The following is a 14,680-nucleotide window of genomic DNA, read 5'->3' on the forward strand; positions in this document are numbered from 1 at the left end:
GTGCCCCGTTTGCATGTGAGCCGCCGAAGCAGTCACCGCGTTGGTGCATGGGGTCCCCGCCGCGCGGCCCAAGGACAGATCCCCGGGGCAGGCCGCTTCCTGTCTCGCGGCCGCGCCCCGCACCGTCAAATGAGTGGAAGGAGACGCGGCCCGCGTCACACGGGCCGCTTGCGACCGCTACTTGCCTGCCAGCGCCAGCGACGGCGCGAGCGCGCTGTTCGGATCCTGCCCGTTCCAGGTGCCGACCCATGCGTCGTTCGGCGTCGACCCCATCACGAAATCGAGCGTGCCGCCGGCCTTCATCTCGTCGTACGTGATGTACGGCCGATGCAGCGGCGTGCCGTTCAGGCTGACCGACTGGACATAGCGATTGACCGATGACGGCGCGCCGCCGCCGGCCGTATGCGCGTTCACCTTGAAGCGCCGCGTCGCGCCGAACTTCAGGTTCTTGCCGTCACCGCCGCCCGACGCCACCGGAATGTCGATCGTCGCCTCCTCGAACAGCGGCGTGCCGAGGTAGAACACGCCACCCACCGGATTCAGCGAATAGATGCCGAGCGCGGACAGCACGTACCACGCGGACAACTGCCCGCAATCGTCGTTGCCGGGAATCGCCGAATCGCGAACGCGGCGCGGGTCGGCCAGTGCGGCCTTCAGGCTGTCACCGCTCAGCAGCGCGCGATCGCCGGCCGTCAGCGTCAGCGAGTACATGTCGTCCATCACCGTGCGCACACGATCCTGCGTCTTCGACGGCATGCCCGCGACGTCGTACAGGTACGGCAAGTGGTTCGCCGGCTCGTTCCCCGCGAAGAACTGGCCGCTGCGTCCGGTCAGGTCCGGAAAGCCCTGGTTGTTGAGGAAGGTCAGCGGATTGGCCGGATCGAACGTGCGGTCGAGCTGCGCGATGAACTGGCTCTTGCCGCCGAGCAGCGCCACGAGGCCGGGGAAGTCGTGGAAGATGTTCCACGTATCGACCCACGAATTCGATTCGGAGAAGTCCGTCTTCTCGGCGGCGGTCGGATCGAAGCCCGCGACCCAGTTGCCCTGCGCATCCTTCGGCTGCGCAAACTTCCAGCCGTTGTTCGGCACCGGGTTGAATACATTCCGGTAGTTCTGGCTGCGCTGCAGGTAGGGCCGGTAGTCGGCCGCGCTCTTGCCCGCCGCCTTGCCGACTGCCGCCGTCGCCCAGTCGTCGAACGAATAGTCCTGCGTCGTCGACACCGACGCGTTGTCGCCGGCGGTCACATAGCCGCTCTGCCGATACTGGTCGAAACCGTGCGCGCTCGCGTTCTGCGTGGTCGTCAACGCAGTCCAGATGTCGTCGATGGCCGCGCTCGTCAAGTGCTTCAGGTATGCATCGGCGATCAGCGGGATCGACGGGTGGCCGGCCATCGTGAAGGTTTCCGTCTGCGCGAGCGGCCACACCGGCAGTTCGCCCTTGCCGTTCTGCCTGAACTGCGTGAGCAGCGACTTCACCCAGCCGTCGACGCGCTCGGGCTGCACCAGCGTCATCAACGGTGACTCGGCGCGGAAGGTGTCCCACAGCGAGAACGTCGACGAATAGTCGAAGCCCGGATTCGCATGCTTGCTCGTGGTCGGCGGCGACGTCGTGCCGTCGTTGGTCGAATCGGTGCCGACGTAGCTGCCGTCCGCATTGTTGTAGACGGTCGGCGCGAGCATCGTGCGGTACAGCGACGTGTAGAACATCGTCCGCTGGTCGGCGCTGCCGCCCTTGATCCGGATCCGGTCGAGCGCGGCGCGCCACACGCGCTCGGCCGCGCCGCGCACCTGGTCGAACGACTTCGCGCCGACTTCCGCGGCGAGATTGGCCTGCGCATCCGCGATGCTCGACGGCGAGATGCCGACCTTCACGGTGACCGCGCCGCCGCTGTCGTTGCCGTCGGCGAACGTCAGGTAGGCCTTGAAGCCGTCGGCGCTGAACGCGACGTGCTTCGTATCGAACGGCTTCGAGAAACGCGCGACGAAATACGTCGGCTTGTTGTTGGCCCAGTTGTTCGTGATCTCCCAGCCGGCGATCGTCTGCGCGTCGATGACCTGGATCTTGCCGCTCGCGGTCGAGCCGCCGATCGGGTTGTCGATGCTGACGATCATGCTGCGCTTCTGCGCGGCCGCGCTCGGGAAATACATGTAGCGATGCACGCCTGCATGCGCGGTGGCCGTCATCTCCGCAAGGATTTTCGCGCCCTGCACGTTCCACGGTGTGTTGCCGCTGCCGACCGGCGCCATCTTCACGCGGTAATAGCCGGGGCTCGCGGTTTCGTCGTCGTGGCTGAACGACGCGTTGTAGGTGATCGACGAATCGGCGGCGACCTTCGCCAGCGTCGCGGTATCGACCGGCGCGAGCGTCGGCAGGAACCGCACTTCGCCACCCGAGCCGATGCCGGTGCCCGACAGGTGCGTATGCGTGAAGCCGGTGATGAACGGATCGTCGTACTGGTAGCCCGACGTGCGATCCCAGTTCCACGGCAGCGTGTGCGCGCCGCCGGTCGTGTCCGGCCCGAGCTGCACCATCCCGAACGGCACGGTCGCGCCCGGGTACACGTGGCCGTGGCCCCGCACGCCGCTGCTCCAGTCCGCGTTGATGTCGAGATTCGCGGTGCCGATCATCGGGTCGACGCTGTGCAGCACCGACCGTTTGGTCGCGCCGCCGTTTTCGCCTTGATCGTTCTGATCGCCCTGGTCGTTCTGGTTGCCTCGATCGTTCTGGTTGCCCTGCGCGTTCGACCGCTGCGCGAGCACGCTCGCATCCGTCGAACCCTGATCGCCCCCGCACCCCGACAACACGGCAAGGCACCCGATACCCACCACATGACGTAGCTTCATCCGTTCGTCCCTCCCTCTCTCTGCGTCGATCCTGTCGGCAAGAACCGCTCGTTGATCTCCCTGGCTGCTACGGCGCGCTGGCCGCTTGCGGGAACGACGGCATCGCGGATGCGTCGGTGCCCCACGTCGTGGCGCTCGCGTCGGCCGTCATCGCGTACGACAGCTTTCCGCCCTTCGCGATCTGCCTGAACGGCAGCCACGCGGTCGCGTACGGTGCGCCGTTCAGCTTCAGCGACTTCACATAGAACGACGCGCTGTCGCCCGAGCCTGCACCGGGCGCGACGATGTGCAGCAGACGGTAGCTGCCGTCCTTCTGCCCGACGCGCACCGTGATCTTCTCGAACTGCGGGCTCGACAGCGCGACGCCGTCAACGCCCGGCACGACCGGATAAAGACCGAGCGCGGCCCACACGTACCAGCCCGAGATCGCGCCGAGATCGTCGTTGCCCGGCAGCCCGGCCGCGCCGGTGCCGAATTCGTTGGCGAGCGACGCGTGCAGCACGCGCTGCGTATGCGACGGCGCGCCGGCCCACGCATAGACCCACGGCACGGCCATCGTCACCTCGTTACCGACGTAGAAATACGGCTGCACGGTGCCGATGTTCAGGTGCGTGAAGAACGTGTCGAGCCGCTTGACGACCGGCGCGGCACCACCGGCCTGCGCGACCACGCCGGCGAGATCGTGCGGCACGTACCACGTGTACTGCTCGGAATTGCCCTCCATGAAGCCGGTGCCGTCGGTGACCCATGCACCAGCCGACGTCTTCGGCTGAATCGCGCCCCGATCGAACAGGTTGTGCCAGTTGCCGCTCGACTTCAGCAGCGTGCCGGCCGTCGTCGTGTCGCCGAGGGCCGCCGCGAAGCGCGACACCGCGAAATCGCGCACCGCGTATTCGAGCGTGTTCGACGCGGTCTGGTTGTCGCCCGAGCCCGACGACGGCACGTAGCCGAGCCGGTCGTAGTCCGCGCGGCTGCCCATCACCGGCGTGCCGGCGCACGCGGCGCCCGGCGCGGTGCTGTTCTTCATGATCGACAGCGCGGCCTGCGTATCGAAGTTCGTCGCGCCGAACGCATGCGCGTTCGCGACGATGATCGAGCCCGCGTCGCCCGGCATCACGGCCGTCTCGGTATTGAAGTACGCCCAGCGCGGGAACGCGCCGCACGCCTTCGCATCGAGCACGAGCGACTGCACGATGTCGCTGGTCCGCACCGGGTCGAGCAGCGCCTGCAACTGGATGAACGACCGGTCGATGTCCCAGCCGGAGAAATTCGCGTACATCGTGCGGCCTTTCTCGACCTGACGCGTCGGCGCGGCCGCTGCGCCGTTCGACGCATAGAAATCCGGGTACTGGCCGTTCACGTCGTTGAACACGTTCGGGTGCAGCGACGCGTGATACAGCGCCGTGTAGAACTTCGTCTTGTCGGCGTCGCTGCCGCCCGTGACCTGGATCGCGTTCAGGCGCGCATTCCACGCGGCGCTCGCGGCGCCGCGCACCTTGTCGAAACGCCAGTTCCGGCTGCCTTGCGCATCCGTTTCCGGATTCTCCGCGCGCAGGTTCTCCTTCGCATTCGCTTCGCTGACGAACGAGATGCCGAGCTTCATCATCACGTCGGGATGCTTGCGGTCGACATTGAACGTGACGGTCACCGGGCTGTTGTTCGACAGCGCCGGCTTCGCCGCGAACGGCTGGCTGAATTCCGCGTAGTAGTAGACGGGCACCGCATGCCCGGCCCAACAGAATCCGCCGCCCGCGATCGTGCCCGACAACGCGCGGTCGCCGACCTGGCTGATCGTGTCGCTCGTCGTGCCCTGCGCACGGTTGTTCAGCACGGTCGGATCGATCGCGATCGTCGCCTGCTGGCCCTGCGCGAGTACCGGATAGGTGAAGCGCGCGAAGCCGGTGCGCAGCGTCGTCGTCAGCTCCGCCTTGATGCCGTTGCCGAGCGTGACGCCGTAATAGCCGGCTTGCGCGGTTTCGTTCGCGTGGCTGAAGCTGGCCGGCGCGCCGGCGTCGCCAGGCGCGAGCTGCGGCATCACGTTCAGGTAGCCGCCGTTCGCCCAGCAGCCGGTACCGCTCAGGTGCAGGATGCTGAATGCGTTGATCGACGTGTCGCCGTACCAGTAGCCGCCGGAGAAACCGGAGCCGTCGCCCTTGCTGCTGTCGTATTGGGCGGTCGGTGTCATCGGGCTCCACTGCATCATCCCGAACGGCACCGTCGGCCCCGGGAACGTGCCGCCGCCGAGACCCGAGCCGACCGGGTCGGCCGGCTGGTCGGTCGCGTAGTCGGTGCCGATCAGCGGATTGACGTATTGCACGACGCGAATGTCGGCGTTTTTCCTTGCCGCTTCGTTGCCGTTGCTGTTGTCGTTTTCTTTGCTATTGTCGTTGCCGCCATTGCCGCTCTGATTGCCCTGCGACTGCGCGTCAGCCGACATGTTCGCCGCGGCCATCGACGGCGAATCGCCATCCCCGCCGCAGGCAGACAAGACAACGCACAGCGCCAGCAGCGCCGTTCTCCACCCCCAGTTCCTCGACATCGCCTGTCTCCGTATCGTTCTTGAATCAGGATGTTGATTCGAACTACTGATCTTCTAGTCAGGATGCTTTTGATGAATTCCGCGCGCCCGGCCGATCGGTCGAAAATCCCGAGGGCGTGTACTTATTTCCGTATTCGCGCACCTGGAAAAAGACGCGCCGGCATGTCGAAATACCGGCGCCCAGGACCCGATAATGGGCACAAGCGTGCCCAAATAAACGCGTTTTCTCTACCCCGTATTTTTACGAATTTTTATTTTGTTTATCTAAACAAAATGCAATTGATTCGGTTTTTATGTGGAATGGGGGTACTGAATGCACGATTGGCCATCAAGGCTGCTTCGGCAGATCGACATAGTCTTCAAGCTCACCGGCGACATAAAGGCGCTTGCCGAGTCGCGGATACTCGCAGACGTCGTGTTCGAGCCTCTGCCCGCCCACGAGCAGCTCCAGCGGCGCATCGCCGGTGTTCTGCACCGTATGCGCTTCACCGCCGCGCGGAAAGCCCAGGAAATCGCCGGGGCCGATTGCCTCGGTGCACTCGCCGATGGTGACCGCGCCCGTGCCGGACAGCACGTACACGAACTCTTCTTCGTACAGGTGACGGTGATACTCGGCCGATTCGTGACCGGGCATCAGCGTGAGCAGGTGGACACCGAATTGCGTCAGGCCGGTCAGGTCGCTGAGTTGTCGCTTGAAGCGAACGGCATTGGGATTCAGCGAATGCACCGCGCGCGTCGGTTCCATCTTCGCGATATCCGCGGCCTTCAGCAGTTCCCGGGGGGAATAGGTCGACATGGGGGAGTTCTCTCGTTGGCGTCATGCTTCGATCGAGCGAGCCACCCAAGCCGGCGTGGCGCACGTGCCCGCCATTGTCCGATATTTTCCTGCGCGCAAGGGCGCGGTTCGACGGAACAATGACAGGCGGTACGTCGTGATCGGGACGCACCGCCACGTTGCCCGCTCTTCACCTCTGCTTCGAACGTCGCCAGCACGCAGAGCACGGCGAACAGGCTCCACTCCTTGACGAGCGCATGGCGCTCACGCATCACGCCCCACAGCAGCAGCACCGCGAAGAACAGTTCGAACACGCCGTTCATCTGAAACGGCGTCCCGCCGGACGACGTGATCGCGGTCGGGCCGCCCAGCAACCGCCCCCAGTACAGCAACACGACGCCGTTTGCGGCCGTAAGCACGCCGGTCGCGGCCGCGCGCCGCATCATCCGCGCCGGCTGCGGCTTCCCGATGAACGCGGCGCGCGTGAGTGAGCCTCCGCGCGCCGCTGCCGCTGCCGCTGCCGTTTCCGCTCAGCGCACGTGCACGCCGCGTAGCTCCGTCAGCAAGGCCACGAGACGATCGATGTGCGCATCCTCGGTGCGCCACGACGACACGCTGATCCGGAACGCCGGCCGCCCCTGCCACACCGTCGCGCCGAACCACACGTCACCCGACGCCTGCGCGGCCGCGAGGATCGCCGCCGTTTCGTCGTCGGTTCCGGCGCGCACGAGCACCTGGTTCAGCACGACGCGGTTCAGCACGTCGTAGCCGGCGGCACGCAGGCCGTCCGCAACCCGCGCCGCCTGCGCGCAATGCCGCTCGACCATCGTGGCCACACCGGCGCGGCCGAGCGAACGCAATGCAGCCCACACGGGAATGCCGCGCGCACGCCGCGAGAACTCGAGGTTCAGGTTCTTCTGCGCGTCCTGCGCGCCGCTCAGGTACACGGCGTCGCTGTTCATCGCGGTCGCGAGCGCGGCCGCGTCGCGGCAGATCACCATCGCGCCGTCGTACGGCGTGTTGAGCCACTTGTGGCCGTCGGTGGTCCAGCTGTCCGCATCGTCGATGCCGTCCGTCAGCGCGCGCTTCGACGATGCGCGGGCCCACAGGCCGAACGCGCCGTCGACGTGCACCCACGCACCGGCCGCCTTCGCGGGCGGAATCAGCGCCGCGAACGGATCGAACTCGCCGGTGTTCACTTCGCCGGCCTGCACGCAGAGGATCGTCATGTCGTCGAGCGGCGGCAACTGCGCCGGGTCGATCCGGCCGTGCACGTCGACCGGCGCGACGATGAGGCGCTTCATCCCGAAACCGAGCACGCGCAGCGCCTTCTTCACCGTGATGTGCGCCAGCTCGGAGATCACGACCTTCACTTCGGGTGCACCGATCAGGCCATCCGCGTCGATGTCCCAGCCCTTGCGCGCAAGCAGCGCGCGACGCGCAGCTACCAGCGCGACGAGCGTGCAGGCCGTCGCGCTCGTACCGAAACCGACCGCGCTGCCTTCGGGCAACCCGAGCACGTCGACGACCCAGCGCGCGGCCTGGCGCTCGATCGTCGCGGCCACCGGTGAATTCGCATATGACGACGCGCACTGGTCCCACGCGAGCATCAACCGCTCGGCCGCCGCCGCGGCCGGCAACGTGGCGCCGATCACGAAGCCGAAGTAGTTCGGGCCGTTCGACGCGACGGTCGCAGGCGTGCCGCGCTCGTCGAGCAGGCGCAGCACGTCGTCGGCCGGGCGGCCCGTATCGGGCAGCGGCTCGTCGAACGCCGCCAGGCCGGCCAATGCCGCCGCGTCGGGAAACGCGCGCCGCTCGTTCGTCGCGGCCAGATACGCGTGCGCGCGCCGGTCGGCGTCGGCCAGCAATGCAAGTTCGTCCATGTCGGTTGCCTCGTGGAGAATCAGAGTTGCGAGAGATCGCGGCCGAGCTGCTGCAGCGCGCCGTCGATCCGCTTGTAGTACGTGAACTTGCCGACGCGGGTCGCCTGCACGAGCCCGGCATCCGCGAGGATGCGCATGTGGCGCGTGGTCGTGGCCGGCGCGATGCCGAGCTTCTCGGTGATGTACGTGCAGCACACGCCGAGTTCGTCGAAATCGCCGTGCGGCTGCGGCGGGAAATGCTTGCGCGGCTGCTTGAGCCAGCGCATCACGGCCAGGCGGCTTTCGTTGGCCAGTGCGCTGATGCGGGTGACGTCGTCCATGAGAGTGCGGAGCTCGATTAACGTTTCGAATATTAGCTAAATGACGAAATGTGTGCAATCGGTTTGGCGGGGGATTTTCACGACGGCCGCAACGCCCCCCTGCCATCGATAGTTACTCTTTTACGCTTCAGCGACTACGACAGTTCTGGGGCGCTGATACTCCAGTGCCAGGCAGGCTACCTGAAAAAAGCAACGACGCAGATCAAGATCGCGACGATCCCGGCCAGTGCCATCTCAACCGATAGCGGGCCGGGTATCGGCGTTTACTCCGTCATCAGAACTGTGCCGTGACCTGAAAACCCACTGTCACTCGTACCGTCGGGAATCCCGATGGCTTGTAGATCGGCGTGCCGGCAAACAGGTCGTAACCGTAGGCGCCCAATCGGGTCGCGACGCTGCCCTTCACGCCGATCACGGCACCGGCCAGTTGCGTGCCGACGAGTGTGACCGGCTGCGGGCCCCACACGCGGCCGTAGTCGATGCCCGCATATACCGCCTGCCCGGCTTGGCCGATCGGCGCCTGCAGTTCGTTGCGCCAGTAAAAGCCGCGGGAGGCGGCCAGCATGGTTTCCCCGTCGAATCCGCGCACCGTGTAACGGCTGCCGATCGTCAGGTCGTCGATGTAGTACAGCGTGTTACCCGTGTATTGTCCGTGGAAGGTCGCTTCGCTTTCCCAACGCCGGCCACCATGGATTGGATATTAGTATCCATCGAATCTCCGCCCTTCCTTTCTCCGATTTCAGAAGATCGATCGGCTTTTTTCGCCCTGCCGCTGGCATCTTGTAATCCAACCACGGAAGTGAATCGTCTTCCATACACCCCCAAATAACAACTGCAATTTCCGGATCTGAAACGCGACGAGAAAGCTCTCTCGTTATGTCGTTATCAATCCATTTGGTCCTCATGAACTTAACGACATCCTCCCATCCTTTCGGAAAATCTTCCATCTCAGTGCTTTCCCAACGACTGGAACGAAACCAGGTTGACACCCCCAGGATTTTGAGCAGACGGTGCCAAAATTGCCTGATAACCTTGCTGCCGCGCCCAATTGCTGATAGCTTGTGTCGCATCATAAGAAGTACCTCCGTGACTCGGCTGCGTAATCTGATCCAGGGTCACCCCTAATGCTTGACGTGCGGCTGGATCGGTCAGATCCAGCACGTTGTTAATTACAAAATTCTTGGTTACAAGCACCTTCCCATTTAGCGGGGCATAACTAGCAACCTCATTATATGCAGCCTGCTGTGAAGTCGATGTATAAACCGCACCAACCCCTTTAGGTGAATAGCAGTGATTTAAATCTACGCTTCCATCAAAGAGATTCCATGTATCATCAGCATACTTTGGCAACTGATAACGATATAGAGGCCCCGAATATTCTGCGCTACTTGAACCAGTATACGTCCCCTTCGCCCAAGCGTTCGCGGCAGCAGTTGCATCAATTGCACGGCCAGCGATTACCGTTTGAACCGCAGCGCCTCCGAGGTTAAGCGCGCCATAGACCAGTGCTGCCCCCGTCGGGCTCATACCGAGGCTTTGCAAGGCTTGCTCGCCATAGGTCGGCGTCAAATTGACCGACATCATCTGGGTGAAGCCTGACTTTGCATAGTCGACCGCGCCTACCGCAATGGCCGCACCGAGCGCACAGCCTGCCACTGACGCGCATCCGCCCGTCACTGCGCCTGCCGCAACCGCCACGCTTCCAACGCCCTGAACGGCACCCACAAGACGATTGGAGACCTGGTTTCGATCGTAGGTATCGGATAAGCGGTCCAGGTCTCCATAGCCGTCGAATGCACCGGCTTTCTTCAGCACATTTTTTTCGTACGTGTACTGCGCGCCGTCGTTTTGAATCTTTTGCAACGCGGCCTTATTCGGGTCATTGTCCGGAACGTTGAGCGCCGACGGCCTCCCTTTTCACGGGAGGCTTGCAAATTCGAGCGTTGCCCCGGAACCATCCAGACTCGACAAAACGGCGGCGGTCGATCACATTGACATATCGGTAAATCTCGATATACTCGCCCCCCATGGAATTGCTCGATATCTTCAAAGCCCTCTCGAACCGGACTCGCCTTGAAATCCTGCAGGGTTTGAAGGACCCCGTGAAGAACTTCCCGCCGCAGGATGAAGGGGACGTTCACACGGTGGGCGTCTGCGTCAGCAGTATTCAGGAAGGCGTCGGGCTATCGCAGTCCACGGTGTCCGACTACCTTGCGACGCTGCAACGAGCCGGCCTGGTGGAAGTCAGGCGTATCGGCCAGTGGACCTACTACAAGCGTAACGAAGCAGCCATCAGTGCGCTGGCCAAGGCCATCGGGAAAGATCTGTAATTTTTTTGCCCCATTAAATCGATAATTCCCGATATCCCTTTTTATCGAAACAAGGATCTGCAATGAAAGCGCTGTTGCTCAAGTCATTTGGCGGCCCGGAATCATTCGAACTGGGCGACGTGCCCAAGCCGGTGCCACACGCGGGACAAGTCCTGGTCCGGGTACATGCCACCTCCATCAACCCATTGGATTACCAGGTCCGACGGGGCGACTATCCGGACCTGGTGCCACTTCCGGCCATTACCGGACACGACGTATCCGGCGTGGTCGAAGCCGTCGGGCCGGGTGTGACGGCCTTCTCTCCAGGAGACGAGGTCTGGTACACCCCGCAAATCTTCAACGGGCCTGGCAGCTATGCCGAGTACCACGTGGCTGCCGACAGCATCGTCGGGAAGAAGCCACCGTCGCTGAGCCATCTCGAAGCGGCAAGCCTGACGCTGGTTGGCGGGACCGTTTGGGAAGCACTGGTCGTGCGTGCGGCGCTGCGCGTGGGGGAGAGCATTCTGGTACACGGCGGCGCGGGAGGCGTCGGCCATGTGGCGATCCAGCTCGCCAAAGCCATCGGCGCAAGGGTGTTCACGACCGTGCGCGAAGCAAACGCCGAGTTCGCCCGAAGCCTGGGTGCCGATAGGGTCATCGACTACGAAAAGGACGATTACGTCGACGCCGTCATGCGAGACACCGGTGGCCGCGGCGTCGATGTCGTGTTCGACACCATCGGCGGCAACACCCTGTCGCGCAGCCCCGATGCGCTCGCCCAGCTTGGCCGCGTCGTCACGATCGTGGACATCGCCCAGCCGCAAAACGTCATTCAGGCCTGGGGCAAGAACGCGAGTTATCACTTCGTGTTCACGCGACAAAACCGCGGCAAGCTTGATGAATTGAGCGCCTTGATCGAGCGTGGACAGCTGCGGCCACACGTTGGTGCCGTCTATTCCCTTGCCGACGTTCCGCTCGCGCATGCCCTGCTGGAGCGTCCCAACAACGGTGTTCGAGGAAAAATCGCGATTGCGGTCGAGCCGTCGGCTCATTCCGAACGTGGTGCCGGCTCCCAAGAGGCGTGACTTTTTCTTGCATGTTGACCGTAGGGAGTGGCGCGGAATTCGCGGTGATATGGGCCCGCGGCTCAAGGATGCACTGAGCTGAACCTCACAGACCCGAGCGCAGCCGACGTGATTCGCCGCTGGCTTTGGCTGACGGTCAACATCGCAAGAATCGTGCTGATCGTGGCACCATGAAATGCCGTCATCATGGGCCTACCCATGGAGCCGTGAGCTTCCTATCGTGGAGACCTGCGACGCGCCGGCCGGAACGGCGGCGCGCCCTCCTCTCCTCGACAGGTCCGCCAACATGAATGCCAACGACACCGGACTGACCGTACGCGCGGTCACGGAAAACGACTACGACCAGTGGCTGCCGCTGTGGGACGGCTACAACCGCTTCTACGGCCGCTTCGACGACACGGCCCTGCCGCTGCGGGTCACGCAGCTCACGTGGTCGCGCTTCTTCGACGGTTACGAACCCGTGCACGCGCTCGTCGCGGAGCGCGCCGGCAGGCTCGTCGGACTCGTGCATTTCCTGTATCACCGCAGCACGACACATATCGGGCCGACCTGCTACCTGCAGGACCTGTTCACGCTCGACAGCGAGCGCGGCAAAGGCGTCGGCCGCGCGCTGATCGAAGCCGTGTACGACGCCGCGCGCGCGCATCGCGCCGAACGCGTGTACTGGCAGACTCACGAGACGAACCACACGGCGATGCGGCTCTATGACACCGTCGCGGCAAAGCCGGGGGCTGTGCTTTATCGGAAGGAGTTGTCGCGCTGAGCGGAACGGCGAGAGGCGGGCAAGTGCCATCTCGTGGATTGCGCTACCCGATTGAAGGCCGTGATCCCGTTCGGGAACAGCCGTTTCGGCAAATCCGGTAGCCCCGGGGATACAAGTTCATCCTTTCGGTCGATTTGTGTGTCCTCGGGGCGACCAATTCACGCTACCGGCCGCGCCTTGATCCAAAGAAACAGCGGCACGCGCGCCCACTGCTTCAACTGGTCCGTATCGGCCTGGTCAGGCGGGGGCTCGCGCAGCGACACGATCGCGAACCCGGCCGCTTCCAGCGCCTCCATGTATGCCTGCAGCGGCAGCGACCAGCCCGCGAAGTGCATCGACAGCCCGTCGCGCGTTTCCACGCCATCGAAATGCTCGCGCCCGAAATAGCTGCCCTTCAGCACGAACGGCGCATCGGGTTGCGGCCCCGCGAAGCCGCCGCGATCGCGGAACGGATGGACGAGCGAGATGAACAGCGTCCCGCCCGGCTTCAGCACGCGGCGCGCCTCGTTCAACGCACGCTGCATGTCGTCGAGATCCATCAGCACGTTGTACGCCATCACGAGATCGAAGCTGGCCGCGTCGAACGGCAGCGACGCCGCATCGGCCAGCTCGTAGCGATGCGCGGAATCCGCGTGACGCGCGGCGTCGAGCATCGCGGGCACCACGTCGGTCGCGGTCACGTCGTAGCCGAGCGCCTTCAGCTCGCGGCTCACGCGGCCTTCGCCGCAGCCGATTTCCAGTGCGCGGCCGGTGTCGCGGCCGATATAGGCGGCGAGCCCCGCGCGGTATTTCCAGAACGCGTCGTGCCCCGGCTTGCCGGCCCAGCCGATCCATTGGTCGGCGACCTGTGTCCAGTGCTCCGTGATGGCTTTCGTGTCGGTCATGTGCGGTCCCGCCCGGTGTGCGTCGTTGGCTCAGGATGCGCATGGTAAGCCGAAGCGGCCAAACGCGTGAGCGGGGTGCGCCGCGCGGCCGGTTTCCGTTTACGGCGGCGACGTTCTACAGTGACATAAAACAATCCGCGCCGCCGCGCGTCGCTGCCGCTCGACGATGCGCACCCGATTCCGAGGACATCCCATGCCGAGCATCCTGGCCGCGCCCGCCAACCTCCCCCCGAGCCCCGTCGCGGCCGAAACGCGCATGGTGCATGACGTCGCGACGCTGAAGCCGTCCGACTACCGTGCGGCAGACGGCGTGTCGTGGGTCATCTCCACCGTCACGCCGGCCGCGGACAGCGGCACGAACGTGACCGGCACGACCTACTTCGACACCGCGAAAGGCCAGGCCGTCCCGGTGCCCGACGCGCGACGCCGCTATGTGAATCGCGGCACGTGGCAGGTCGTCGCGAGTTCGAGCCCTTCCGTGCCCGCCACCGGCCGCTACGACTGGCTGACGCTCGCGTGGCTGCCGATCAACCGGCGGCCGCTGCCGCAAACGCCCGAGCACCTGTATTCGCCGTTCATTCGCGGCGGCACGATCGTGTATCGATGGAATCCGGCCGCGGAAGGCGGCGAGCAGTTCGGCAACGTGCGGATGATCTTTCCGGAATGGACGCAGCAGGTGGCCGATGCGCTGCGGGTGGCTCCGACAGCGTCGCCGGGCGTGGCGAGCGCGTCGGCCGTATCGTCGGCGCTCGATCGACTGAAAGCGGACGCGAATCCGATGACCGCCGTGCTCGACTTAAGCGATGCACTGCGCGATGAACCGGTAGAGCGAATCGTCGCGAGGCTGCCGGGGCTGCTGCGGGTGAAAGATCTGCACGAGCTGTCGGCGATCGTGTTCCTGTGCCTCGCCGGATCACGCGCCGAAGACCGGCCGCGCTTCACGGAAATGATCAACGGCTCGATTGCGTCGACCGACGACACCACGCGCCTGCTCGCGATCGCGTATGGCGCATTCGCGGCTGGCCGGGCGCGGCCTTATCCGTTCAACGATGCGGGGCAGACGGCGCGGATCAACGACGTGTTCGGGGCGTTGAAGCGGCGGACAGCGGCGCTCGACGTGCCGGCTGCACAAGGCTCGCCGTGGTACGAGTTCTTCACTGCCTATCGGCTCGGCGGGGCGGTGTCCGGTACCGGGCAATGAGTGGCCGCGGCGGCTCGCGCCGCGACGGCAAGCCCCGCTCGCGGGTGTGAGAAATCTTTCGCCACGCAGTCGCCGGC

12 protein-coding genes and 1 pseudogene are annotated in these 14,680 nt (G+C 64.6%); 4 read left to right on the plus strand and 9 right to left on the minus strand.

Features of this window, described 5'->3' with window-relative positions:
- Positions 1-177 precede the first annotated feature (177 nt).
- The 8 genes and pseudogenes from G3N96_RS09225 to G3N96_RS09260 all read right to left on the minus strand — a co-directional run bounded on the left by G3N96_RS09225 (position 178) and on the right by G3N96_RS09260 (position 10,224).
- Positions 178-2,844, minus strand: coding sequence for a GH92 family glycosyl hydrolase (locus G3N96_RS09225; protein WP_206137013.1), 2,667 nt, complete (start codon positions 2,842-2,844; stop codon positions 178-180).
- A 67-nt stretch (positions 2,845-2,911) separates the two neighbouring features.
- Positions 2,912-5,383, minus strand: a complete 2,472-nt coding sequence (locus G3N96_RS09230; RefSeq protein WP_206137014.1) for a GH92 family glycosyl hydrolase — start codon at positions 5,381-5,383, stop codon at positions 2,912-2,914.
- Between the two features lie 328 nt (positions 5,384-5,711).
- Complete coding sequence (locus G3N96_RS09235) at positions 5,712-6,179, minus strand: cupin domain-containing protein (protein WP_206137015.1); 468 nt, start codon at positions 6,177-6,179, stop codon at positions 5,712-5,714.
- Positions 6,149-6,577, minus strand: a complete 429-nt coding sequence (locus G3N96_RS09240) for a hypothetical protein (protein WP_206137016.1) — start codon at positions 6,575-6,577, stop codon at positions 6,149-6,151. Before G3N96_RS09240 ends, G3N96_RS09235 begins: the two co-directional genes overlap by 31 nt.
- A gap of 111 nt (positions 6,578-6,688) precedes the next feature.
- The gene (locus G3N96_RS09245; RefSeq protein ID WP_206137017.1) at positions 6,689-8,041 is read right to left on the minus strand and encodes a pyridoxal-dependent decarboxylase; all 1,353 of its coding nucleotides are present in this window, start codon (positions 8,039-8,041) and stop codon (positions 6,689-6,691) included.
- A gap of 20 nt (positions 8,042-8,061) precedes the next feature.
- Positions 8,062-8,361, minus strand: coding sequence for a metalloregulator ArsR/SmtB family transcription factor (locus G3N96_RS09250; protein WP_034181860.1), 300 nt, complete (start codon positions 8,359-8,361; stop codon positions 8,062-8,064).
- Positions 8,362-8,635: 274 nt separating this feature from the next.
- Positions 8,636-9,022 (minus strand): annotated as a pseudogene (locus tag G3N96_RS09255) (ShlB/FhaC/HecB family hemolysin secretion/activation protein); the annotation flags it as partial.
- A gap of 287 nt (positions 9,023-9,309) precedes the next feature.
- Complete coding sequence (locus G3N96_RS09260; RefSeq protein ID WP_206137018.1) at positions 9,310-10,224, minus strand: RES family NAD+ phosphorylase; 915 nt, start codon at positions 10,222-10,224, stop codon at positions 9,310-9,312.
- A gap of 164 nt (positions 10,225-10,388) precedes the next feature.
- Here G3N96_RS09260 and G3N96_RS09265 point away from each other — a divergent pair, with 164 nt between their 5' ends.
- The 3 genes from G3N96_RS09265 to G3N96_RS09275 all read left to right on the plus strand — a co-directional run bounded on the left by G3N96_RS09265 (position 10,389) and on the right by G3N96_RS09275 (position 12,518).
- A complete protein-coding gene (locus G3N96_RS09265) occupies positions 10,389-10,691 on the plus strand; it encodes a metalloregulator ArsR/SmtB family transcription factor (RefSeq protein WP_089428545.1) in 303 nt (100 codons plus the stop codon).
- Positions 10,692-10,753: 62 nt separating this feature from the next.
- Entirely contained in the window at positions 10,754-11,755 is a 1,002-nt protein-coding gene (locus tag G3N96_RS09270) for a zinc-dependent alcohol dehydrogenase family protein (RefSeq protein ID WP_175018803.1), read from the plus strand.
- Between the two features lie 286 nt (positions 11,756-12,041).
- The gene (locus G3N96_RS09275) at positions 12,042-12,518 is read left to right on the plus strand and encodes a GNAT family N-acetyltransferase (protein WP_175866956.1); all 477 of its coding nucleotides are present in this window, start codon (positions 12,042-12,044) and stop codon (positions 12,516-12,518) included.
- 158 nt (positions 12,519-12,676) lie between these two features.
- Here the strand turns inward: G3N96_RS09275 and G3N96_RS09280 are convergent, their stop codons facing one another.
- Positions 12,677-13,402, minus strand: a complete 726-nt coding sequence (locus tag G3N96_RS09280) for a class I SAM-dependent methyltransferase (RefSeq protein WP_047851951.1) — start codon at positions 13,400-13,402, stop codon at positions 12,677-12,679.
- Positions 13,403-13,595: 193 nt separating this feature from the next.
- Here G3N96_RS09280 and G3N96_RS09285 point away from each other — a divergent pair, with 193 nt between their 5' ends.
- Entirely contained in the window at positions 13,596-14,603 is a 1,008-nt protein-coding gene (locus tag G3N96_RS09285) for a hypothetical protein (RefSeq protein WP_206137019.1), read from the plus strand.
- The last annotated feature ends 77 nt before the right edge of the window (positions 14,604-14,680 follow it).

The organism is Burkholderia sp. Se-20373 (assembly GCF_017104705.1).
Classification (GTDB): domain Bacteria; phylum Pseudomonadota; class Gammaproteobacteria; order Burkholderiales; family Burkholderiaceae; genus Burkholderia.

Excerpts from the sequence above, each read along its gene's own strand:
- G3N96_RS09225 (WP_206137013.1), bottom strand. The coding sequence starts at position 2,844 with ATGAAGCTACGTCATGTGGTGGGTATCGGGTGCCTTGCCGTGTTGTCG.
- G3N96_RS09230 (WP_206137014.1), bottom strand. The coding sequence starts at position 5,383 with ATGTCGAGGAACTGGGGGTGGAGAACGGCGCTGCTGGCGCTGTGCGTT.
- G3N96_RS09235 (WP_206137015.1), bottom strand. The coding sequence starts at position 6,179 with ATGTCGACCTATTCCCCCCGGGAACTGCTGAAGGCCGCGGATATCGCG.
- G3N96_RS09245 (WP_206137017.1), bottom strand. The coding sequence starts at position 8,041 with ATGGACGAACTTGCATTGCTGGCCGACGCCGACCGGCGCGCGCACGCG.
- G3N96_RS09250 (WP_034181860.1), bottom strand. The coding sequence starts at position 8,361 with ATGGACGACGTCACCCGCATCAGCGCACTGGCCAACGAAAGCCGCCTG.
- G3N96_RS09265 (WP_089428545.1), top strand. The coding sequence starts at position 10,389 with ATGGAATTGCTCGATATCTTCAAAGCCCTCTCGAACCGGACTCGCCTT.
- G3N96_RS09270 (WP_175018803.1), top strand. The coding sequence starts at position 10,754 with ATGAAAGCGCTGTTGCTCAAGTCATTTGGCGGCCCGGAATCATTCGAA.
- G3N96_RS09275 (WP_175866956.1), top strand. The coding sequence starts at position 12,042 with ATGAATGCCAACGACACCGGACTGACCGTACGCGCGGTCACGGAAAAC.
- G3N96_RS09280 (WP_047851951.1), bottom strand. The coding sequence starts at position 13,402 with ATGACCGACACGAAAGCCATCACGGAGCACTGGACACAGGTCGCCGAC.
- G3N96_RS09285 (WP_206137019.1), top strand. The coding sequence starts at position 13,596 with ATGCCGAGCATCCTGGCCGCGCCCGCCAACCTCCCCCCGAGCCCCGTC.